Genomic DNA, 22,011 nt, shown 5'->3' with positions numbered 1-22,011 from the left:
GCGCTTCGAGCCGCTGATCCTATCAGACGAAGCGAGCGGAGAAGGCGGGCGATACATCTACAGGGCCCCAGACGAAACCAGAGATTTTCTTCGGTTGAAGTCATCAGTAATGGTCGCCGCGAGTGCTCTCGCGGCTTCGCTTCCGTCATACCGCTTGCGGGGGGGGGGCTATGGCGCGATTGCAGTGCTTTCACTTGTTGGAGCGATCCCACTTCTGTTCTTGCGAATTCCGATCCCTGCGCAAAGACCAGCGTTGGAAACCACATCACGGTTCGCATCATTGGCAGTGCTTCGTCAAATACCTGTGCTCAAGGCGGTATTGATCGGGGCAATATCCCAAGGTGTGATGATTTTCATGATGGTGCCTACCACACTGGCGATGATCGGGTGCGGATTTAGCGAAGCTGTGGCAGGCGATGTCATCCGCTGGCATTTCATAGCCATGTTTGCACCCAGCTTTATCACGGGGTTTCTGATCAAACGCTTTGGCACCAGACCGATTGTATCGATTGGCCTGTTCTTTCTGGCCCTCGCGGCGATCACAGGCACAAGCGGTCTAGCGGTCGGGCAGTTTTACGCATCGCTCATCCTGCTCGGGCTTGGCTTGCAAAACGATCCAGCAACAACCGAACGCAAACACACGCGCTGGACCTGCGGAGAAGTGGACAGCCAGGTGGCCAAACTTCGTTCAGTTGACCCACGTGATCGATGAAGGACGTTGCCCGTTATCCTAGCCGCACCTTCGCCGCAATGTTTGGTTAGCTGCCGTTCGACCAGAATGCAGCATTGTGTAAAGGAGGGCATCATTCCAGCAGTTCGCCGCACCCCAACACAACCGCCCAAGCCACGCCCCACTACCCCCCAAACATATCACCCTGACCTTTAGGCGCCGCCATCCCCAAATGGGCCCACGCCTTTTGCGCCAACATCCGGCCGCGCGGGGTGCGTTGGATCAGGCCTTGTTGCAGCAAATAAGGTTCAATCACTTCCTCAAGCGCATCCCGCGCCTCAGACAGTGCCGCTGAGAGGGTCTCGATCCCCACAGGGCCCCCCTGATAGTTCTCCGCGATCAAGCGCAAATAGCGCCGATCCGCACCGTCCAGCCCCAGATGATCCACACCCAAACGCGTCAACGCGCTGTCCGCAATCTCCTGCGTGACAGTTCCATCCCCTTCAACGATTGCGAAATCCACAACGCGGCGCAGCAAGCGCCCCGCAATACGCGGCGTGCCCCGCGCGCGTTTGGCAATCTCTTGCGCGCCATCAGGCGTCGCAGGGGCGCCCATCAAACGCGCTCCACGGGTGACAATCTGGTGCAACTCGTCAGTTGTATAGAACTGTAACCGCGTCGGAATGCCAAAGCGGTCGCGCAATGGCGTCGTCAATAATCCCATACGGGTCGTGGCACCGATCAGTGTGAACGGCTGCAGTTCAATGCGCACCGTACGCGCCGCTGGCCCTTCCCCGATCACTAGATCCAGTTCGAAATCCTCAAGCGCGGGGTAGAGCACTTCCTCCACCGCCGGATTCAGCCGATGAATTTCGTCAATAAATAACACATCCCGCGCTTCAAGGTTCGTCAGGATCGCGGCTAAATCCCCCGCCTTGGCCAACACAGGCCCAGACGTCATGCGAAATCCGACGCCCAGTTCCCGCGCCATGATTTGCGCCAGCGTGGTTTTCCCCAAACCGGGTGGGCCGTGGAACAAGGTGTGATCCATCGCCTCACCACGCCGCTTAGCGGACTCTATGAAAACCTTCAGGTTCGCCCGCGCTTCAGCTTGGCCAATAAACTCATCCAACGCCTGCGGGCGCAATGCACGATCATTGTCCTCGGACTGGCGTTGAGGCTGCAAGGATGGGTCCGGTTCATTCATATCTATCTTATGCCTTACTGCTGCGCACTCGACCAGCGGTGCGCAAGGAAACCCATTTATCTAGCTTAACAGGGCGCACTTCGCCCTACCCTTTCGGTGCCAACAATTTCAACGCCGCGCGGATCAGCGTTGGCGCATCTGCACCCCCATTCTCACCGGCCGCTTGCGCCACCGCACTGGCTGCATCAGACGGCCCATACCCAAGGTTGCCAAGCGCAGACAGTGCATCTGATTGCGCCGCGCCGCTGGCCTCAATCGGAGCGCTAACGGGTTCAAGGACGGCGTCGTCCGCCGCGTCAGCGGCGGGCGACGCCCCCCCGCCCGCCGCAGGCGCAGCTCCGGCCACCGTACCAGCCATGGCCATCACGCTGTGGGCTTTGTCTTTTAATTCCAGAATGGCCTTCTTTGCGGTCTTCGGCCCGACACCCTTAGCCGTCGCCACAGCCGCCCAGTCGCCCAAGGCAATCGCTCGGCTTACGCCATCTGCGCCCAATGCCCCCATAATCGCCATCGAAGCTTTCGCCCCAATGCCTTGGACGGACATCAGCAACCTGTGCCATTCCTTTTCCACCAGCGTCGTGAACCCGAACAGCTGCAACAAGTCTTCACGGACCAGCAAATCAGTATACAACGCGACCGCTTCGCCAACACTCGGCAATGACGCCATCACGCGGTCACTAACATAGACAATGTAGCCGACACCCTTGACGTCGATCAGAACATGGTCGGCTGCGCGGTATTCCAGTCGCCCCGCGATCCGGCCGATCATGCCACTACTCTCGCTGCCGCGCGCGCCGATTGAAGATGATGGGCATGACAAATCGCGATCGCCAAAGCGTCCGCCGCATCCGGCCCTGCCAAATCAACGCCGGGCAATTGCAGTTTCACCATATGCGCGATCTGCGCCTTATCCGCATGCCCGACACCGACAACAGCCTTCTTAATCGCATTCGGCGCATATTCCCCCACCGCCAGCCCAGCGCGTGCGGGCACCAGCATCGCGATGCCGCGCGCTTGGCCGAGCTTGAGTGTCGCGGCCCCGTTTGAGTTCACAAATGTCTGCTCCACGGCGGCCTCCTCTGGCTTATGCGCTGCAATCACCGCGCCGAGCTGATCATGAAGCGCCAGCAACCGCACCGCCAAATCACCCTTGCCTGACTTGCAAACACCATTTGCGACGTGGCTTAAGCGCGAACCATCTATGTGAATCACCCCCCAACCCATGTTCACCAACCCTGGATCAATGCCCAAAACCCGCATGCTCGCCCTCGTTTTCTTATTCGTTAATTACTCGTTAGCACAAAACGCGAACACCCGCCTAGCCCTTTTGACATTTTCGCCACAGGCGCATTAACCACCTTCGCCACATTCGGAGTTCAAAAACGTCACCGCCCATTCTGAAACCGACGTTTCCTAGGGTCAATTCGCGCCTTATTTTAAAGGCTTTGCCCAATTCTCAAGACATGCAGAAACTGCATAACGCCTATGTTTAAATGACACTGGTTTGCCGCGAAAAGAGATCCTAATTGCGCTTTAGAACGACGATCAATCTTTAACGGCGCCAGCCCACATTTTCAGGAGACTTCACCATGGCAGCCATCGCTTTCCGCACTGCAAACGCAAAATCCGGTTTTTCCCTTGTTGCTTTGATTGGCAACCTTGTTTCCTGGAATGACCGTCGCATGACACGCAATTCCCTAAACAAATTGACCAACCGTGAACTGGACGATATCGGCCTGGTTCGCGGCGACATCGAAGACATCGCTAAGGGCAACCTTATCCGCTAATCGCGACGCGGCTTTCAGCCCATCGACAGCGCGAAAAATACAAAGGCCGCGTCCATTTCCATGGGCGCGGCCTTTTCGTGTTCCTGAGGAAGAAACGAACTCGTTACTAAAAATCGCGCCCTAGCGCTGAAAGAAAAACTGCTTGAGATATCCACCAACTGCGACAGTCACCGGCTCTTCTTGCATCAAAACAGCGCCAGCCCGTTCAATCGCGGAACCGGACCGCAGTGCTTCGACCTTTTCTGCGTAGTTACCTGCGCCAAGCTGTGCAAACAGCAACGACTTAAATGCAATGAACAGGGCAGCAATGAGCAACACGCCTTTCAGTGGTACGCGCGGACGTACCAAACGTGGGCGGGATCGGATCAAACCGTCCTTGCCAACACGGTGAACGACACCATTGCGGCGCATGCGTTCGTGGTTGCGAACAACTCGGTTCAAGCGTTTGTCTAAAGAAGCATCGATCGTCATTTGGCAGCCTACTTATTACTCGGCCCCCACCGAACGCGACCAATTTCCGCTTCAATTGCGGCGAAAATGTGGCAACCCCCTCAATTTAAGGGAAAAACAGCTTCAAATGCGGTTTTACTATGTTTCTTTACGTAGGGTTAATGTCGACCAGTCACCAATCTGATCGTGGTGCACCAAATTGTATCCATTGCGTGCATAAACACCAATGATTTCATCTGCCTGTTCGTTCAAAAGCCCCGACAGAATCGCGAATCCCCCCGGCTTTGCGTTCGTCGCCATATCCGGCGCGAGCATAATCAGCGGCCCCTTAAGGATGTTGGCGAAAATCAAGTCAAATGGTGCGGCTTCAGCCAATGCACCATCTTCAAACCCGGCCGCAGTCACACACGTCACAGCGCCAGCCATGCCATTGGCCGCCATATTCGCCTCAGCCACGTCCACCGCCACAGGGTCAATATCGCTGGCGATCACCTTCGCATCTGTAGTCCGCGCCGCCGCAATCGCCAATACCGCCGTCCCGCAGCCCACATCGGCCACGTCTTCAAACACTTCGCCATCGTTTAGCAACCGATCAAACGCCCGCAGGCACCCCAACGTCGTCCCGTGGTGCCCTGTGCCAAATGCCATCGCCGCATCAATCAACAACCCAACGCGGCCCTCTGGTAGCTCGGCTGCGTCATGCGATCCGTAAACAAAGAACCGCCCTGCCTCGACGGGGGGCAGTTCGCGCTTCACATGGGCGACCCAGTCGGTTTCCGGCACCTCAGACACCACGAAGGGCTTTGCCCCAAACGTCGCCGCCAATAACGCCAGCGAGGCTTCATCCGGCGCATCTTCAAAGTACCCGCCAACTTCCCAAAGGCCGCTGTCGTCTTCCACTTCAAAGACACCCACGCCCGTTGGTGCTGGGTCCATATTCTCCATCGCGTTGCTCATCGCTTCTGCGGCTGGTTTGCCCATCATCGTGGTCAGTGCTGTGAACGTCGTCATTTTCTACTCCGCAAGTTGCGCCCGCAGGCGTACAAATATCGTTTCATTTCCCTCAACCGGATGGCGGGGAATCAATAAAGACAGGATCAATGATACAATCGCCATCCCTGCAGCGCACAAAAACACCAAACCCGGAGATGTCAGCCACAAGTACCCCAAAATTGCAGGCAAGAACACGGCCCCAATATGGTTGATCGTAAAGGCCACCGCCGCTGTCGGCGCAATATCTTTTGGGTCGGCAATTTTTTGGAAATAGGTTTTCAACGCCAGCGCAAGGCTGAAGAAAATCGCATTGGTTACATACAATGCCGCCGCAAGTGTTTCGCCCCAATCAAGGTAATACAGGCCCGCGTAAAGCAGGAAAATCACAGCCAAACCGATATATTCAACAACCAGGGCAAAGCGCTCCCCAAGCACTTGCACCACGCGCCCAATCAAAGGCGCAGTCACCATCGTGGTCACAAGCGTGATTAACAGCAACGATGTTATTTCGCTCACTTTATAGCCGAACTTTTCGACCATCATGAAACCTGCAAACACAAAGAAGATCTGCCGCCGCGCGCCGGACATGAATTGCAGCGCATAATACAACCAATACCGTTTCCGCAGAATAAACCGCATGTGCTGCGGATTGGGGCTTTCAAACTGCGGATACGCGAACATGCAAAACAGCGCGGCTGCGGCGGTAATCCCACCGGAAATCCAGTAAACCAGCGAATACGACAGGTCGTACCTTTCCCATGTCAACACAATCAGCACATAGGCCAGAAACGTCGCCCCTGACCCCGTCGCAATAATCCAACCCAGCGTTTGGGGCGCACGCGCCTTGTCGATCCATTGCAATTGCAGGCTCTGGTTCACCGTTTCATAGTAGTGGAACCCGATGGAACTTAGCATCGTGATCACCAAAATGCCGCCCATTGATGGGAACTGCGCCGTCAATGCCGTCGCGACCCCCAGCAAAACAAGCGACACCACCCCAAGCACCTGCTCGCGAAACAGCATCAACAAAACAATCACGCCAATGGCAAGGAACCCGGGAATTTCACGTATGGAATGCAACCATCCAATATCAGCCCCATCAAAACCCGCCACTTCAATGACAAAGTTATTCAGCAGAGCCGACCAGGTCGAAAATGCAATCGGCATCATCGCTGCCAGCAAGAACAAAAGCGTGACTGGCCGGCGCCAAAGAGGCAGATTTTGCGCATCAGAGAGGGTGACGGATTTCATACATCGGCTCTACGCCTGCCCACGGCATTTGTCGAACCCGCATTTCAATGTACACTTGTGGCAGGAGACTCCGATGGCTGAGAAGATCGAGATCGCAAACATCAATACCCCCGGCGACACCGCGAATGACACCAAAAACGCCACCAAAGTCCACCTTCCCGAAGACCTGTTTCCGGCGGGTGCCACCTCAGGACGGTGGCAAAAAACTGTGCAGCTCGACCTTGAAGCCAAAGGCATGATAAAATGCGCTGATACAAAACCACTGCGTTTCCACCTGACCTGATCCAGACTTTCCTCGAAAGTCTGTCCCAAATTCTCTCAGAGAATTTGGGCGCTCGTTAGAAACGTCTTAGTAGAAACTTTGCGGATCAATATCGATCGCCATGCGCAACTCGCCACGCAGTTTGAACTGCCCAGCCCATGCGGCAAGCGCCTGTTGCAAGGGCGCTGACTTTTCGGCCTTCACCAGCAGACGCACTCTGTGCCGTCCGCGTATCCGCGCAATCGGCGCAGGCGCGGGTCCGAAAACTTGCGCACCAATTTTACGCAACGGCCCATCCATCCGTGCCATTTCAGTGCCGAGGTCAAACACCTCTTGCACGTTGGTCGAACTCAACACGATCCCCGCCATGCGCCCATAGGGCGGCACACCCGCCGCGCGGCGCTCGCCTGCTTCCGCTGCCCAAAACGCCTCCTCGTCGCCACCCAAAATCGCGCGAATAACGGGATGTTCTGGCTGAAACGTCTGCAACACCGCCTCGCCAGCAATCTCAGCCCGCCCCGCACGCCCAGCCACCTGACGCATCAGTTGAAACGTGCGCTCAGCGGCGCGCAAATCTGACCCCTGCAATCCAAGGTCCGCATCAATCACCCCGACCAGCGTTAGTTTCGGAAAATTGTGCCCCTTGGCAACCAACTGGGTGCCGACAATCACATCCGCTTCACCGCGCGCGATGCTCTCAATATGTTCTTTCAACGCCCGCGCTGACCCATAAAGGTCCGACGATAGCACCGCGATCTTGGCATCCGGAAACAACGCCTGTGCTTCCTCTGCCATGCGTTCCACTCCGGGGCCAACGGGGGCCAAACGGTCCTCTGCTTCACAGCTTGGGCAGACGGTTGGCATCGGTTTCGTCTCACCGCATTGATGGCACATCAGACGTTTCAGAAAGCGGTGCTCGACCATCGTTGCATCACAATCATCACAGCCAATCTGGTGCCCACAGGCCCGACAAATCGTGACAGGCGCATAGCCGCGCCGGTTCAGGAACAGCAACGACTGCTCGCCCTTTTCTAATCGCGACTGCACCTTCTTTTGCAAACTCGGCGACACCCAACGACCACCTGGCAAATCCTCGATGCGCATATCAATCGCGGACATGTCCGGCAGCACCGCGTCGCCATACCGCGATGCCAACGTCACCCGCGCATATTTGCCCGCCTCGACATTGGCCCAGCTTTCCAAGCTTGGCGTCGCGCTCGCCAACACCACCTGTGCGGAATTCAAGGACGCCCGAAGCACCGTCATATCGCGGGCATTATACAGCACCCCGTCTTCCTGTTTATAGGACGTGTCGTGTTCTTCATCGACCACGATCAATCCCAAATCGCGATAGGGCAAAAACAACGCAGACCGCGCACCCACAATCAGTTGTGCTTCCCCCTGCCCAACCATGCGCCAGCAGCGGCGACGTTCGGTCATCGTGACACCGGAATGCCATTCTGCAGGCTTCATCCCGAACCGCGCCTCAACCCTCGTGATGAATTCAGACGTCAACGCAATTTCAGGCAACAACACCAAGGCCTGCCGCCCCACACGCAAACATTCCGCCACGGCTTCAAGGTACACCTCGGTCTTACCCGACCCCGTCACCCCTTTCAGCAAAGTCGTGCCATAGGCACCTGACCGCACAGCCTCGCGCAGAACCTTCGCGCCTGCGGTTTGGTCTTCGGTCAGGTCTTTGCTGCCATAATCAGGGTCCAACCGCGGATAGGGCAGATCGCGTGGGCTGTCCTCTTCGGACACCGCGCCCAGTTTGACCAACCCCTTCACCACGGATGACGTCACCCCCGCCGTGTCCGCGACTTCTTTTAATGTGAACGCCAGCCCGCCGTATTCGCGCAGCACATCCAAAACTTTAGTGCGGGCCTCGGTCATCCGGTCCGGCTCAACGCTGCCCAAACGATAAACCTTGCGCATCGACGGCGCATCCCCAAGCCCCGGCGCGCGGGTCGCAAGGCGCAGCATCGCGTTCATCGGGGTCAGTGTGTAATCAGCGGCCCGTTTCAGAAACTGGCGCATCTCATCGGCCATCGGCGCCACATCCAGCACCCGAATAACCGAGCGCACCTTCTTGATGTCCCAGTCCCCCTTGCCGCTGCCCCAGACCACACCCAAAACCTTGCGCGGGCCAAGAGGGACCTCAACGAAGGCGCCCAAATGGCACCCGCCTTCTGGTGCTTTATAGTCCAACACACGGTCCAGCGGTTGCGTGGTTAAAACGCCGACCAACTCACCTTCATGGAAGAACTCCTGACTCATGCGGCGGCTTTGCGCATCGTGGCCGTCAACACGCCCATGCCAATCAACACACCACCGCCCAGTCGGGTCATCCAGCCCAGCACGGCGGGCTTGCGGATGGCTGTGCGCAGCCGATCCGCCAACAGCGCATAGATCATGACATTCACCGCAGCGAGACCAACGAAGGTCGCGATCAAAATTGCAAACTGTGGAGCCAATGCCGCGTCTTGGCGGACGAACTGCGGCACAAAGGCGATGAAAAATACAATGCCTTTGGGGTTCAACGCCGTCACGACACAAGCGTTGCGAAACACTGCGCCCGCGCTCAACTGAGGTGCCTCATCGATTTTGCCCAAGGTCGCGCCGCCAGCACTGCGGATCATGCCGATCCCCATCCACACCAAATAGATCGCCCCGACCCATTTAAGCGCCGTAAACGCCGTCACCGACGCCAAAACAATCGCGCCAAGACCAACTAGGGATGTGGTCATGGCGATAAAATCCCCCAGTGCCACGCCCGCAGCAGACGCAATCGCCACGCGTCGCCCTTGCGTTAATGCATAGGTCAGCACCAGCACAATCGTCGGACCGGGGATGATCAACAACACCACGGTTGCCGCCACAAATGTCATCCAGATTGATAGGTCCATGAGAATCCCCTGCAGTCGTCCGAAATGGCATTAGACACCTGCCGCAACTGGCATTCAACCGCCCCTTCCCGAACGAAGTGGTTTGCGCTATTGGGAGGGCAGATTCCTATCACCCAACATCAGCCGGAGCGCAGCCCCATGAAATTCTTCGTAGATACCGCAGACGTCGCCGCCATTGCAGAACTGAACGACCTTGGCATGGTTGACGGCGTTACAACAAACCCGTCCATCATTGCCAAATCCGGCCGTGACATTCTGGAAGTGACTAAAGAAATCTGTGATCTCGTCGACGGTCCGGTCTCTGCCGAGGTCGTATCACTTAAGGCGGATGATATGATCGCCGAAGGCCGCAAGCTCGCGAAGATCGCCGATAACATCACAGTGAAAGTGCCGCTGACATGGGACGGCCTGAAAGCCTGTAAGGTCCTGTCCAGCGAAGGCACCATGGTTAACGTGACGCTGTGCTTTAGCGCAAACCAAGCGTTGCTGGCCGCCAAAGCTGGTGCAACATTCATTTCCCCGTTTATCGGCCGTTTGGACGATATCAACCTTGATGGGCTTGAGCTGATCGAAGACATCCGCACCATTTATGACAACTACGGGTTTGAGACACAGATCCTCGCGGCATCGATACGCAACGCCAACCACATGTCTGAATGTGCGAAAATTGGTGCCGACGTTGCAACTGCGCCGCCAGCCGTGATCAAGGCGATGGCGAACCACGTGCTGACCGACAACGGTTTGGCCGCGTTCATGAAGGACATCGAAAAAGCGAATATCAAAATCGTCTAAGATTTCGCCTGCGGCGGGCGGGGGCGCACCAAAGGTGCGCAAGAAAGAAAGAGGGGGCCAGCCCCCGTCCTTCGGACTCCCCCGGGATATTTATGAAACAAAGGCAAACAGCGGGGCGGCATTCTACATGAGTGTCGCCCTGCAACACTTTGGATTCGTCGTAAATAAACCTATCCGCTCGACCAATCTTTCTGCTACATACATCCCCAACAATAAAATGAGACGAGTATGAGCAGCGATCCCCTTTTGACCGATGACGTTCGGTCTAAAATCATGTCCGATCCTTCGGTTCTTTTGGAAGATCAAGATGTTATGCGTGCGCTCGTCGCCGCAAACGAAAGTGCGCAAGGCAGCAATATTGTCGATCTACGCGGTATTGCCATGGAGCGCCTTGAGGCGCGGCTAGATCGTCTTGAGGATACGCATCGCAATGTGATTGCGGCCGCATATGAAAACCTCGCTGGAACAAACCAGATCCACCGCGCGATTTTGCGGATGATGGATGCGACGAAGTTTGAACCCTTTCTGAAAGAGTTGCGCGGCGATGTCGCCGACATTTTGCGCGTGGATGCAGTGCGTTTGGTGCTTGAGTCCGTCACGCCTGAGGCAGACCCCGCAGTTTCCAAGTTGAGCGATGTTTTGTCCGTCGTAGAACCTGGCTTTGTGCGAGATTACATCACACATGGACGCCAGATTACCGCGCGTCAGGTGACACTGCGCCAAGTGAAATCCGATGACACCGCCATATTCGGGGACAAGACTGACTACATTCGCTCCGAGGCCTGTTTGCAGCTTGATCTCGGCGAAGGGCGTTTGCCCGGTATGCTGATTTTTGGTGCAGAAGACCCGCACCAGTTCACGCCACAACAAGGTACTGATCTGTTAACCTTCTTTGCCGGTGTGTTTGAACGCTCTTTACGACGCTGGTTAAGCTGATGATTTCGCCCGCCATGTCCGCCGCCTTGGACAGCTGGTTGGCCCATCAACGCGCCCTGAAAGGCGCGGCGGAAAACACAATTGCTGCCTACCAGACAGACCTGTTGGGATTTCTGAATTTCATGACACTGCACCACGGTGAAGCGCAGGGGCTTGGCCCGATTTCACGCATAACCGTTAGCGATATGCGGGCATGGATGGCGTCAGAACGGGCTCGCGGCGTAGCGGCGCGATCCTTGGCGCGCAGCCTGTCTGCTGTGAAATCCTTTTACCGTTGGCTTGCCGACCGCGAAGGGTTTGAACCGACGGCGGTTTTGTCCACGCGGTCCCCCAAGTTCCAGAAAAAACTCCCTCGCCCACTGGCCGTTGATGCTGCCCGCGCGATGATCGACACGGTTGAGGTGCAAGCCCGCGAGCCTTGGATCGCGGCGCGTGATGTGGCGGTGGTCACCCTTCTATATGGCTGCGGCCTGCGGATATCCGAGGCCCTTGGCCTGACCGCAAAGGATGTTCCCCTTCCCGCAACCCTGCGCATCCTGGGTAAGGGCGGCAAAGAACGCCTCGTTCCGGTGATCCCAGCAGCCCGCGCCGCTGTGAACGCCTATCTCGACGCTTGCCCACACCCGATGGAACCTGACGCCCCAATCTTTCGCGGCGCACGCGGCGGCCCCCTTTACCCCAAGGCCATCCAGTCGGTTATGGCGCAATCGCGCATGCAATTGGGCCTACCCGCCACGGCCACACCGCACGCACTACGCCACAGCTTTGCGACGCATCTGTTGAACGCTGGTGGCGATTTGCGCTCCATTCAGGAACTCCTCGGCCACGCCTCCCTGTCGACAACTCAGGCTTACACCGCCGTCGACACTGCACGCTTGATGGAGGTCTATGACGCGGCCCATCCAAGAGCGGACGGATAAACCTCACTTGCCCTAACGCGCAAGTTGCGCCATGACGTCCCGATGAACAATCAAATCAAAGCCCTCACCGTCCATTTTCTGACCGCCACGGGTGCCGTTTTCGCCATGCTCGCCATGCTTGAAGCTATCCAGAAAGACTGGGCGATGATGTTCGTCTGGCTCATTGTGGCCTTTGCGGTAGACGGAATCGATGGGCCGTTGGCCCGCCACTACAACGTCAAAAAATATGCGCCGCAGTTTGACGGCGTATTGCTTGATCTGATCATCGACTACCTCACCTATGTCTTCATTCCAGCCTATGCGCTTTACGCGTCCGGCCTGATGGACGGATGGTCCGGCTGGGTCGCAATCATTGTAATAACTTTCGGGTCAGCCCTCTACTTCTGCGACACACGCATGAAAACAAAAGACAATTCCTTTTCCGGATTTCCCGGTTGCTGGAACATGCTGATCCTCGTGCTGTTCGCCCTGTCCCCACCATGGTGGGCCTGTTTGGTCCTCGTTGCGGTCCTTTCTGTTGCTATGTTCCTGCCGATCAAATTCATCCACCCCGTGCGCACTGACCGCTGGCGCGCGGTCTCGCTGCCGATGGCCTTAGCGTGGACAGTGTTTGCAGGCTTCGCCGCTTGGGAAAACTTCGAACCTGCAACTGGAGTGTTCTGGGGCTTGATGGTCACGTCTGCCTACTTGCTCGCCGCAGGCGCCGTTCAACAAGTCTTGCACGGCCCCGACGGGTAACTTGCCCTGCTTTCTTTGGCTCTTAAATACTCATCTTTTGGAGCTAGATAAGAAACCCGCCCGCCCCTTCATGACGCAGCAACGCGACCTTGGTTTCAACGCCACCCTTACCAGAAAACCCAGTCAGCCCCTTGGCCCCCATCACGCGGTGGCACGGGATAATCACAGGGATCGGATTGCCGCCACAAGCGGACCCAATCGCCTGCGCAGGTGCACCCAGTGCCTTCGCGATATCTCCGTAAGTTACAGTTTCCCCAAACGGGATCGCTGACATTTGCTCGCACACCGCGCGTTGAAAATCAGAACCCGCGACCTGCAATGGCAAGTCAAAGGCTTTCAATTCGCCGGCATCGTACGCTCTCAGCTGGCGCGCGGCCTCAACCAGCAGTTCGGTTTCGTCCGTACCGTTACCGTCCCAATCCAAACGCACAATCGCGCCGTCCTCCTCCCAAAGGGTGAGTGGGCCGAACTGAGTTGGGATCGTTATACTGGGCATAAACTACTGTTGCGCGAACGTCGCGTCGCGGCAATCCGATTCCTGCTCCTAGAGCGCGACCGCCATCATCGTGGCTTGCATCGTAGAAATCGCGACGCCATCCGCGAATGCTGTCCCGCGTGTCACGCTCAATGTGCGGCCAGATTTCACAACCTCGCCTTCGAAACGAAACACACTGCCTTTGGCTGGGCTTAGAAAGTTGGACTTGAACTCAACCGTCAGCACTTCGCGGTCTTCGGGCATCAACGTAAATGCTGCAAATCCGCACGCGCTATCAAGGACCGTGGTCACAGTGCCCGCGTGTAGAAATCCGTGATGTTGGGTGAACGCTGCGTTGAACGGCATTTCCAACACAATGCGCCCCGGCACGAGTTCGGCAATCGACACGCCAAGCGTGCCCATGACGTCTTGCGTAAAAAAGCCCGCTTCACAGCGGGCTTTCCAGTTTTCGTTACGCGGCTCCATTCAGCGCTCCGTCGCAGCGGCCACAGACACCTTCATGGCTGTGCTTGCCAACGTCCGGCAGAATTTTCCAGCAGCGTTCGCACTTTTCGCCGTCAGACATGCCGAACACAACGCCCACGCCTTCGACATCGTCCAAGGTGAACGCTCCGTCAGGGGCCGCACCTTGTGTGATCGTGATTTGACTGGTGATGCACAGATCCGCGAAGGTGTCCGGGTTGGTGATAACTTTCGCCAATTCAGCGCTCAGATACACCGTCGGGGCCGCCTCAAGCGAGGACCCAATAACCTTTGCTGTGCGTTGCTCTTCCAGCGCACCCGTCACGACACGACGCACAGTACGCACCACTTCAGAACGCGCAGCCAATTCATCGTCGCGCCACTCGGACGGCGTGTCAGGGAAGTCAACCAAATGCACAGACGTGTCATCGCCATTGCGCTCCAACCAAACCTCTTCCATCGTGAACGTCAGGATCGGGGCCAGCCACGTTGTCAGGCGCGCATACAATGCATCTAGAACTGTCAGTGCAGCCAAACGGCGGTCCGTATCCCCATCACAATACAACGCATCCTTGCGGATATCGAAGTAGAACGAGGACAGGTCCAGCGTCGCAAATTCAAAGATCGCGCGGAACACGCCTTGGAAGTCGTACTTGGCATAACCCTCGCGCACCACGCCATCCAGCACCGCCAGCTTGTGCAGGATCAGCTGCTCAAGCTCGGGCATGTCATCGCGCGCCACAGCCTTGGCAGGATCAAAGTCACCCAATGATCCGAGCATATAGCGCAGCGTGTTGCGCAAACGGCGATAGCTGTCCGCCACGCCTTTCAGGATTTCATCGCCAATGCGTTGGTCATTGGTGAAATCAACCTGCGCCACCCACAGGCGCAGAATATCCGCGCCGTATTGCTGCACGATCTTTTCAGGAACGATGGTGTTGCCGATGGATTTGGACATCTTCATGCCCTTCTCATCAAGCGTGAACCCGTGGGTCAAAACCCCGCGATATGGCGCGCGGCCCATCGTGCCACAGCCCTGCAACATGGATGAATGGAACCACCCACGGTGCTGATCCGTGCCCTCAAGATACAGATCGGCCAAACCATCCTCGGACCCGTCTTCACGGTCGCGCAATGTGAACGCGTGTGTCGATCCGGAATCAAACCACACATCCAGAATATCCATGACCTGATCATAATCATCATGGTTGTGATCAGAACCCAAGAACCGCGCCTTCGCGCCATCCTTATACCACGCGTCCGCGCCCTCAGCCTCAAACGCTTCCAGAATACGCGCGTTCACAGCCGGATCGCGCAACAAGAAATCCTCATCCGTCGGCTTTGCCCCAACGCGCGTGAAACAAGTCAACGGAACGCCCCATGCGCGCTGACGCGACAGCACCCAATCCGGGCGCGCTTCGATCATCGCGTGCAAACGGTTACGCCCCTTTTGCGGAGTCCACGTCACCAGCTCATCAATGCTGCGCAACGCACGCTCACGAATGCTCGTGCCATAGGTGTCCTGCCCGTCGCCAACCGCCTTATCAATCGCCGCAAACCACTGCGGTGTGTTGCGGAAGATGATCGGCGCCTTAGAGCGCCAAGAATGCGGATAGGAGTGCTTGATCTTGCCACGCGCCAACAGCCCGCCGACCTCAGCCAGCTTGGACATTACTGCGCCGTTCGCATCGCCTTCCCAATTGCCCTTCTTGGCCTTGGCCCGCAGGATACGCTTGCCGCCAAAGAACGGCAGGTCCTCGCGGAAAGACCCATCATCCATGACGTTGTATGTGATGACTTGCGCCAGCATGCCCAGATCACGGTAAAGCTCAAATTCCTCCATCCCGTGGCTTGGGGCACAATGCACAAAACCCGTGCCTTCGTCGTCGGTCACAAAATCAGCGGCACGGAAATCACGCAGATCGTCCCACTCGCCGTTGCTGCCTTCAACGCCACTCAACGGGTGTTGAAGCTCTAGACCATCCAAGTCATACGCTGAAACTTCGCGCACTCGCTTCCAATTGTTTTCATCCAAACGGGCTTTGGCGAAAACATCAGCAGCCAATTTGTCTGCTATGATAAAGCGTTCGCCGACCTCTGCCCAACATTCATCCGGAGTCGAAACAACTTCATACAGACCGTAGGAATACTGCGCGCCAAAAACGACTGCTTTATTGGACGGAATTGTCCATGGCGTCGTCGTCCAGATCACCACGCTCGTATTTGCAAATTCGGTCACACTAGCATCGGAGGAAGTCACTTCACCGCGACCAGTTCCAGGTAGAGTTTCTGTCGAGACTAAGCTCACTGGAAACTTCACCCAAATCGCAAAGCTCTCTTTGTCGTGGTACTCGACCTCGGCCTCGGCCAGCGCGGTTTCTTCGACCGGCGACCACATCACAGGCTTGGAGCCTTGATAAAGCGTGCCCGTCATCAGGAACTTCTGGAACTCCTCTGCGATAACCTTTTCGGCATGGAAGTTCATCGTCAGATAGGGTTCGTCCCAGTTGCCCTGAACGCCCAAACGCTTGAATTCCTCGCGCTGAATATCGACCCAACCAGACGCAAAATCGCGGCATTCCTGACGGAACTCCACAACGTCCACAGCATCCTTATCGAGGCCCTTCTCGCGGTACTTTTCTTCGATCTTCCATTCGATCGGCAGACCATGACAATCCCAACCGGGGATATAACGTGCATCGCGCCCCATCATCTGCTGGGACCGCACAACCATATCTTTCAGGATCTTGTTCAGCGCGTGGCCAATGTGCAAATGCCCGTTCGCATAGGGCGGGCCATCATGCAGCGTGAACGGCTGGCGCGTCTCGGTCTTCGCCTTTTCGCGCAGCTTTTCGTACACATTCATCTCAGCCCAGCGCCCCAACCAATCGGGTTCGCGCTTTGGCAGACCAGCCCGCATCGGGAAGTCGGTCTTTGGCAGGTTCAGCGTGGTTTTGTATTCAACTTTGTCGGCGCACATGTGGAGCGTCCTTCGGATAGGTTATTTCGGGAATTTGCAAATGGCGGTGCGGATCATAACAGACACCTTGGTCCGACGTGTGGGGGTCACAACGTCGGGGATATAATTCGAATAATCTGGATCGCGCGAATGGTCATAACGGGCTTATAGGCCCGCCCGCCCCTGCGGTAAAGTGCGCCGTTTGCCCATGTGCCAACTTGCATGGCCGTGCAAGATTTCCCATACGATACCCATATGGAACCCATACGGATTCCATACGCCATCCGTACGGAGTTTTTGAGTATGCGTATCGCCATCATCGGGGCCGGAATGGGCGGCTTAACCGCCGCAAGTTTACTGGCGGATCAAGGCCACGACATCACGATCTTTGATCAATTCGACACCCCCAAACCTGTCGGCTCGGGCCTCGTCATCCAGCCCGTTGGCCAACAGGTCTTGGCAGAAATCGGCGCGCTCGAAACGGCCCTGTCTTATGGCAATCGCGTCACCCATATGCTCGGGATCGAAGCGCAAAACGGCAGACGCGTGCTCGACGTCAAGTACGACCTCGTTGATCCCAATGCCTACGGCCTCGCCATCCACCGCGCAGCCCTATTTGATGCCCTCTGGCAGGCGATGCAAACCCGATCAGGCATCACGCTAACAACCGCATCCAACGTCACTTCCGTGCGTCAAGACGATGATAGCATTGAGGTCTTCACAGCCACGAATGACAGCCACGGCCCCTTCGATCTGTGCATCGACAGCTCCGGCGCAGGCTCGCCTCTCTCCCCGATAAAGGCCAAGCCGCTAAGCTATGGCGCCATCTGGGGAACGGTCGATTGGCCTGAGACCGATATCCCCAAACACCACCTCTCCCAGCGCTACGTCAAAGCCTCCCATATGATCGGCGCGCTGCCCATCGGCACATTTCCGAACGACAACACCTTCAAGGCGGCCGTTTTCTGGTCCCTCCCCAGAAACGGTTTCAAAGCATGGCAAGACGCGGGTCTTGATGCATGGAAGAATGAGGCCACAGCCCTCTGGCCCGCCCTTGCGCCCTTCGTGGATCAAATCACCGACGCAGGCCAAATGACAATGGCCCGCTACAGCCACGGCACCCTTAACCGCCCCTACAACAACCGCCTCGTCCACATCGGCGACGCCGCCCACCGCGCCTCACCGCAACTCGGGCAAGGGGCCAACATGGCGCTGCTTGACGCGCTCGCCTTGTCACGTACCCTGAACACACGGCCTATAAAACAAGCACTCCCCGCCTATGCCCGTGCCCGCCGCCTGCACACGAAAATCTACCAAGCGATGTCATGGGCCTTCACCCCAATGTATCAATCCGACAGCGCGCTTCTCCCGCTCATCCGCGACCGCGCCCTATTCCCGATCAGCCAAATTCCACCAACGCCGCGCATCCTCACCAGCCTTGTGTGCGGCACAATGGTCTCGCCAATCGGGCGGCTCTAACCCCCACCTTGCTTTTGTTTCATAAATATCCCGGGGGAGCGTAGCGGGGGCTGGCCCCCTCCGATATCAAAACCCGTATCACAACAAAAAAGGGCCACCTAACGGCAGCCCCAATCTATCAATAATACTGCGCGGCAACGCCGCTCCGCTTACTTACCTTCAAGCGCTTCGATGCGGGCCAATAGGCTGGCATTCTCTTCACGCGCCTTCTGCGCCATTGTGCGCACGGCTTCGAATTCTTCGCGGGTCACAAAATCACGGTCCGCCAACCAGCGGTCCACCATAGACGACATAGCGGTCTGCGCTTCATCCTTGGCACCTTGGGCCACGCCCATCGCGTTGGTCATCAATTGTGAAATGTCGTCAAAGACTTTGTTACGGGTCTGCATGGCGTTCTCCATTCTGTTATCCGCTATATGGGCACGCTTTGGCCGCAAAACAACCCCGCTGACCAGTTGACATCGTCGCACCCTGCGTCACAACAGGGCGCATGTTAGCAGCCATTCCCTTCCCCAATATCTCGCCCGAGATTTTCAGCATTACCCTTTTCGGGTTCTCTTTCGCGCTGCGTTGGTATGCGCTGGGCTATATCGTCGGTATCATCATCGGTTGGTGGATCGCTGTGCAGGCCAGCAAACGCCTGACCCTCTGGCGCGACGACACCTCCGCCCTCACCCGCGATCAAATCGAAGACCTTCTAACATGGGTCATCATCGGCGTCATCGCTGGCGGGCGCATTGGCTACGTGCTGTTTTACGGCGACGGCCAGTTCGCAAAAGACCCGCTATCGGTCTTTCGCGTTTGGGACGGCGGCATGTCGTTCCATGGCGGCTTTATCGGTGTCTGTGTCGCAGTCATCATCAGCGCACGCCGTTATGGCGCCGCTTTGGGCGATGTCGCAAATGTCCTTGCCCTCACGGCGACACCTGCAATTTTCCTCGTGCGGATCGCCAACTTTATCAACGCCGAACTCTGGGGCCGCGCGACGGACCTGCCTTGGGGGGTGAAATTCCCATCCATGTGCGTCGACCCTGCGCGTCAGCTTTGCACGACCGTGGGCGAGTGGTTCTATTATGGCGATGAACCTGCCCGCCACCCCAGCCAGCTCTATGAAGCCGGCCTCGAAGGGCTGCTGGTCGGGTCCATCATCATGTACCTCGCGTTCAAACGTGGCTGGTTAAAGCGCCAATGGTCCCTCGTGGCGGTGTTCCTTATGGGTTACGGGCTGTCGCGGTTCTTGGTGGAATTCGTGCGCCAACCAGACGCGCAATTCACGTCTCCGGATAACCCCATCGGCTGGGCCTATGACTTTGGCGCATGGGGCCTGACCCAAGGACAAGCACTTTCCATCCCGATGATCCTCGGCGGCTTGATCGTCATCCTCCTCACCCGTCGCAAAGCATGAACAAACTGCACGACCTCATAGCCGCGCGGATCGCGACGTCTGGCCCGATCACATTGGCCGACTATATGGCCGATGCGCTAATGCACCCCACGCTTGGCTATTACGCCACCCGTGATCCGCTTGGCGCTGCGGGGGATTTCACCACCGCCCCGGAAATTTCCCAGATGTTTGGCGAATTGATCGGCTTGTCGCTGGCGCAGGCATGGCTTGATCAAGGCCAGCCGAGCGAATTTGCCCTCGCTGAACTTGGCCCCGGCCGCGGCACATTGATGGCCGACATCCTGCGTGTAACGGCCCGCGTTGCGGGGTTCAATGACGCAGCACAGGTGCACTTCGTTGAAACCTCCCCGACCTTGCGCCGCGAACAAGCCACGCGGGTTCCGAGCGCCACATGGCACGACAACATCACAACCCTGCCCGACATGCCCCTGTTCCTTGTGGCCAATGAATTCTTCGACGCCCTGCCGATCCGCCAATTCCACCGCGACGACAACGGCTGGCGCGAAGTACAGGTCGGGGTTCAAGACAACGTCTTGGGTCCCGGGCTGTCTGCCCCTGCAAACATCGCACTCATGGATCACCGCCTCACCGACACCAAGGTCGGCGACATTGTTGAACACTGTCCCGCCTTGCCCGCCATCACCCAAAACATCGCCACCCGCATCGCGGACCACGGGGGCGCGGCGCTGATCATTGACTATGGTGATTGGCATTCCCTTGGCGACACCCTGCAAGCCTTGCAAAACCACGCACCCGTTGATCCATTTGCAAACGTTGGCACGGCCGACATCACTGCGCATGTTGACTTCGAAACCATCGCCACCAACGCAAGCCCCGCCAAACACACCCGCCTCACACCGCAAGGGGTGTTTCTGGAGCGCCTCGGCATCACCCAGCGCGCCCAGACACTTGCCAAAAATCTGCGCGATGATGCCCTTGATCAGCACATTGCCGCACACCGCCGCTTGACGCACCCGTCAGAAATGGGTTCGCTGTTCAAAGTACTGGGGCTCTACCCTGACGGGGCCCTGCCACCTGCGGGACTGGAACCATGACCCTAGAAATCATCACCGCTGACAGCCTGTCCCCGTTTCGCCACGGCTTCTTTACCCGTCGCGGCGGCGCGTCTTCCGGCGTGTTCGAAGGCCTGAACTGCGGCACCGGCAGTTCCGACCAGCACGAAGCGGTCACCATCAATCGCACGCGCGTTGCTGATGCAATGGGCGTGGTGCCGGACGCATTGATGGGCGTGTATCAGGTCCATTCACCGGACGTTATTACCGTCACCAGCCCCAGTACCGACCACCCCAAGGCGGACGCGCTGGTCACGGCAACGCCGGGGATAGCGCTGTCGGTCTTGTCTGCTGATTGCCAACCCGTCCTGTTTGCCGATGCAACCGCTGGCGTCATCGGCGCGGCCCATGCCGGTTGGAAAGGGGCGCTTGATGGCGTGCTGGAGTCCACCCTCGACGCGATGGAAGCCCTCGGCGCAACGCGTGAAAACATCTCAGCCGTCATCGGCCCGTGCATCAGCCAAACCGCCTATGAAGTCGGACCAGAGTTCTTTGAAGACTTCATCACAAAAGACCCCGCCTTTGCGCGATTCTTTGCGAATGGCGAAAACGGCAAGTACCAGTTCGACCTTCCCGCGCTAGGTTTGCACCGCTTACGCGAAGCAGGCGTTGGTCAAGCCGAATGGACGCGCCACTGCACCTACGCGGATCCGGACCGCTTCTATAGCTACCGCCGCACGACCCATAATAAAGAGGCCGACTACGGCCGGCTGATCGCGGCAATCACCCTTGGGCCAGCAGTCTGATCTGGACTGAAATGCGGCAGGCGGTGCCATGTCTCTGCCAAACTCAACCGGAAACAATCCCACCCTTCAGAGGCGGACTGTCCACAAACCTACGCATTTCCCTTATTTAACGCGCCTTCAAGGCCGCGATGGGTAACGCCACATTCATCGCGCCCTATCCCCCAAATTTTTTGAAATTTCCACCAACCAGCCAAACTCATGCCGCTTTGCCACGTCATCTTGATCCTATCGAGCAAGAAGACAAACATGAGGAAAAAGCCCATGACAAAGACACCACGTTGGATGCAATCCACAATTGCAGAAGCCAAAAAATGCAACACCAAGATGCCTTGGGAACGTGGCCTGCGCCGCGAAGCGTTTATCGCCAGCCGCCGCGCGGTTGCGGCACTTGCTGAAATGGAAATGCGCACGGTTCGCCCAGCCGCATAATCCAAGCTACATCGCCGGCGCCCTCCCTCGCTGGCCTGACAATCGCC

24 protein-coding genes are annotated in these 22,011 nt (G+C 57.3%); 12 read left to right on the top strand and 12 right to left on the bottom strand.

What is annotated here, in order from left to right; all coding sequences use genetic code 11:
* Positions 1–94 precede the first annotated feature (94 nt).
* Entirely contained in the window at positions 95–712 is a 618-nt protein-coding gene (locus OCA8868_RS05935) for an MFS transporter (protein ID WP_143849541.1), read from the top strand.
* A 142-nt stretch (positions 713–854) separates the two neighbouring features.
* Here the strand turns inward: OCA8868_RS05935 and ruvB are convergent, their stop codons facing one another.
* The 3 genes from ruvB to ruvC all read right to left on the bottom strand — a co-directional run bounded on the left by ruvB (position 855) and on the right by ruvC (position 3,137).
* Positions 855–1,877 (bottom strand): Holliday junction branch migration DNA helicase RuvB, encoded by a 1,023-nt coding sequence (ruvB, locus tag OCA8868_RS05930; protein WP_093995666.1) that lies wholly within the window; start codon positions 1,875–1,877, stop codon positions 855–857.
* An 85-nt stretch (positions 1,878–1,962) separates the two neighbouring features.
* Positions 1,963–2,646, bottom strand: coding sequence for a Holliday junction branch migration protein RuvA (ruvA, locus tag OCA8868_RS05925; RefSeq protein WP_093995665.1), 684 nt, complete (start codon positions 2,644–2,646; stop codon positions 1,963–1,965).
* Complete coding sequence (ruvC, locus tag OCA8868_RS05920; RefSeq protein ID WP_093995664.1) at positions 2,643–3,137, bottom strand: crossover junction endodeoxyribonuclease RuvC; 495 nt, start codon at positions 3,135–3,137, stop codon at positions 2,643–2,645. The genes ruvA and ruvC overlap by 4 nt, the downstream gene beginning before the upstream one ends.
* 329 nt (positions 3,138–3,466) lie before the next feature.
* Here ruvC and OCA8868_RS05915 point away from each other — a divergent pair, with 329 nt between their 5' ends.
* Positions 3,467–3,664 carry a DUF1127 domain-containing protein gene (locus tag OCA8868_RS05915; RefSeq protein ID WP_093995663.1) on the top strand — a complete coding sequence of 66 codons (198 nt, stop codon included), beginning with the start codon at positions 3,467–3,469 and terminating at the stop codon, positions 3,662–3,664.
* A 120-nt stretch (positions 3,665–3,784) separates the two neighbouring features.
* Here the strand turns inward: OCA8868_RS05915 and OCA8868_RS05910 are convergent, their stop codons facing one another.
* From OCA8868_RS05910 to OCA8868_RS05900, 3 genes are all read right to left on the bottom strand, one after another.
* Positions 3,785–4,135 carry a hypothetical protein gene (locus tag OCA8868_RS05910; protein WP_093995662.1) on the bottom strand — a complete coding sequence of 117 codons (351 nt, stop codon included), beginning with the start codon at positions 4,133–4,135 and terminating at the stop codon, positions 3,785–3,787.
* Between the two features lie 117 nt (positions 4,136–4,252).
* Positions 4,253–5,125 (bottom strand): 50S ribosomal protein L11 methyltransferase, encoded by an 873-nt coding sequence (locus OCA8868_RS05905; protein ID WP_093995661.1) that lies wholly within the window; start codon positions 5,123–5,125, stop codon positions 4,253–4,255.
* Between the two features lie 3 nt (positions 5,126–5,128).
* A complete protein-coding gene (locus OCA8868_RS05900; RefSeq protein ID WP_093995660.1) occupies positions 5,129–6,358 on the bottom strand; it encodes an MFS transporter in 1,230 nt (409 codons plus the stop codon).
* Between the two features lie 73 nt (positions 6,359–6,431).
* Here OCA8868_RS05900 and OCA8868_RS05895 point away from each other — a divergent pair, with 73 nt between their 5' ends.
* Positions 6,432–6,641, top strand: coding sequence for a DUF6958 family protein (locus OCA8868_RS05895; RefSeq protein WP_093995659.1), 210 nt, complete (start codon positions 6,432–6,434; stop codon positions 6,639–6,641).
* 66 nt (positions 6,642–6,707) lie between these two features.
* Here OCA8868_RS05895 and OCA8868_RS05890 read toward each other — a convergent pair whose 3' ends face one another.
* Together OCA8868_RS05890 and OCA8868_RS05885 are read right to left on the bottom strand one after the other, a co-directional pair.
* Positions 6,708–8,900, bottom strand: coding sequence for a primosomal protein N' (locus tag OCA8868_RS05890; protein ID WP_093995658.1), 2,193 nt, complete (start codon positions 8,898–8,900; stop codon positions 6,708–6,710).
* Positions 8,897–9,529: a LysE family translocator gene (locus OCA8868_RS05885; protein WP_093995657.1), complete on the bottom strand. Its 633-nt coding sequence runs from the start codon at positions 9,527–9,529 to the stop codon at positions 8,897–8,899. The genes OCA8868_RS05890 and OCA8868_RS05885 overlap by 4 nt, the downstream gene beginning before the upstream one ends.
* Positions 9,530–9,667: 138 nt before the next feature.
* Between OCA8868_RS05885 and fsa the strand changes: the two genes are divergently transcribed.
* The 4 genes from fsa to OCA8868_RS05865 all read left to right on the top strand — a co-directional run bounded on the left by fsa (position 9,668) and on the right by OCA8868_RS05865 (position 12,915).
* Positions 9,668–10,321, top strand: a complete 654-nt coding sequence (fsa, locus tag OCA8868_RS05880; protein ID WP_093995656.1) for a fructose-6-phosphate aldolase — start codon at positions 9,668–9,670, stop codon at positions 10,319–10,321.
* 228 nt (positions 10,322–10,549) lie between these two features.
* A complete protein-coding gene (locus OCA8868_RS05875) occupies positions 10,550–11,257 on the top strand; it encodes a DUF484 family protein (protein WP_093995655.1) in 708 nt (235 codons plus the stop codon).
* Positions 11,257–12,177: a tyrosine recombinase XerC gene (locus OCA8868_RS05870; RefSeq protein WP_093995654.1), complete on the top strand. Its 921-nt coding sequence runs from the start codon at positions 11,257–11,259 to the stop codon at positions 12,175–12,177. Before OCA8868_RS05875 ends, OCA8868_RS05870 begins: the two co-directional genes overlap by 1 nt.
* Before the next feature lie 42 nt (positions 12,178–12,219).
* Complete coding sequence (locus OCA8868_RS05865) at positions 12,220–12,915, top strand: CDP-alcohol phosphatidyltransferase family protein (RefSeq protein WP_093995653.1); 696 nt, start codon at positions 12,220–12,222, stop codon at positions 12,913–12,915.
* A 43-nt stretch (positions 12,916–12,958) separates the two neighbouring features.
* Here OCA8868_RS05865 and OCA8868_RS05860 read toward each other — a convergent pair whose 3' ends face one another.
* Genes OCA8868_RS05860 through ileS form a run of 3 tightly spaced genes read right to left on the bottom strand, consistent with a single transcriptional unit; the run spans position 12,959 to position 16,853 of the window.
* A complete protein-coding gene (locus OCA8868_RS05860; protein ID WP_093995652.1) occupies positions 12,959–13,411 on the bottom strand; it encodes a methylated-DNA--[protein]-cysteine S-methyltransferase in 453 nt (150 codons plus the stop codon).
* A 48-nt stretch (positions 13,412–13,459) separates the two neighbouring features.
* Positions 13,460–13,876, bottom strand: a complete 417-nt coding sequence (locus OCA8868_RS05855) for a PaaI family thioesterase (protein ID WP_093995651.1) — start codon at positions 13,874–13,876, stop codon at positions 13,460–13,462.
* On the bottom strand, positions 13,863–16,853 hold the full coding sequence (gene ileS / locus OCA8868_RS05850) for an isoleucine--tRNA ligase (RefSeq protein ID WP_093995650.1): 2,991 nt from the start codon (positions 16,851–16,853) through the stop codon (positions 13,863–13,865). Before ileS ends, OCA8868_RS05855 begins: the two co-directional genes overlap by 14 nt.
* 282 nt (positions 16,854–17,135) lie before the next feature.
* On the opposite strand from ileS, the gene OCA8868_RS16875 reads away from it, so the two are divergent.
* On the top strand, positions 17,136–18,311 hold the full coding sequence (locus tag OCA8868_RS16875; protein WP_093995649.1) for an FAD-dependent oxidoreductase: 1,176 nt from the start codon (positions 17,136–17,138) through the stop codon (positions 18,309–18,311).
* 149 nt (positions 18,312–18,460) lie between these two features.
* Here the strand turns inward: OCA8868_RS16875 and OCA8868_RS05840 are convergent, their stop codons facing one another.
* The gene (locus OCA8868_RS05840; protein ID WP_049833660.1) at positions 18,461–18,700 is read right to left on the bottom strand and encodes an accessory factor UbiK family protein; all 240 of its coding nucleotides are present in this window, start codon (positions 18,698–18,700) and stop codon (positions 18,461–18,463) included.
* A gap of 101 nt (positions 18,701–18,801) precedes the next feature.
* Between OCA8868_RS05840 and lgt the strand changes: the two genes are divergently transcribed.
* From lgt to OCA8868_RS16615, 4 genes are all read left to right on the top strand, one after another.
* A complete protein-coding gene (gene lgt / locus OCA8868_RS05835) occupies positions 18,802–19,716 on the top strand; it encodes a prolipoprotein diacylglyceryl transferase (RefSeq protein WP_093995648.1) in 915 nt (304 codons plus the stop codon).
* A complete protein-coding gene (locus OCA8868_RS05830) occupies positions 19,713–20,771 on the top strand; it encodes a class I SAM-dependent methyltransferase (RefSeq protein ID WP_093995647.1) in 1,059 nt (352 codons plus the stop codon). The genes lgt and OCA8868_RS05830 overlap by 4 nt, the downstream gene beginning before the upstream one ends.
* Positions 20,768–21,535, top strand: a complete 768-nt coding sequence (gene pgeF / locus OCA8868_RS05825; RefSeq protein WP_093995646.1) for a peptidoglycan editing factor PgeF — start codon at positions 20,768–20,770, stop codon at positions 21,533–21,535. Before OCA8868_RS05830 ends, pgeF begins: the two co-directional genes overlap by 4 nt.
* A gap of 261 nt (positions 21,536–21,796) precedes the next feature.
* Positions 21,797–21,964 (top strand): hypothetical protein, encoded by a 168-nt coding sequence (locus OCA8868_RS16615; protein WP_179214791.1) that lies wholly within the window; start codon positions 21,797–21,799, stop codon positions 21,962–21,964.
* The last annotated feature ends 47 nt before the right edge of the window (positions 21,965–22,011 follow it).

It is taken from the genome of Octadecabacter ascidiaceicola (genome assembly GCF_900185015.1).
Lineage (GTDB): Bacteria > Pseudomonadota > Alphaproteobacteria > Rhodobacterales > Rhodobacteraceae > Octadecabacter > Octadecabacter ascidiaceicola.
This window is presented reverse-complemented; position numbering and strand designations above follow the sequence as displayed.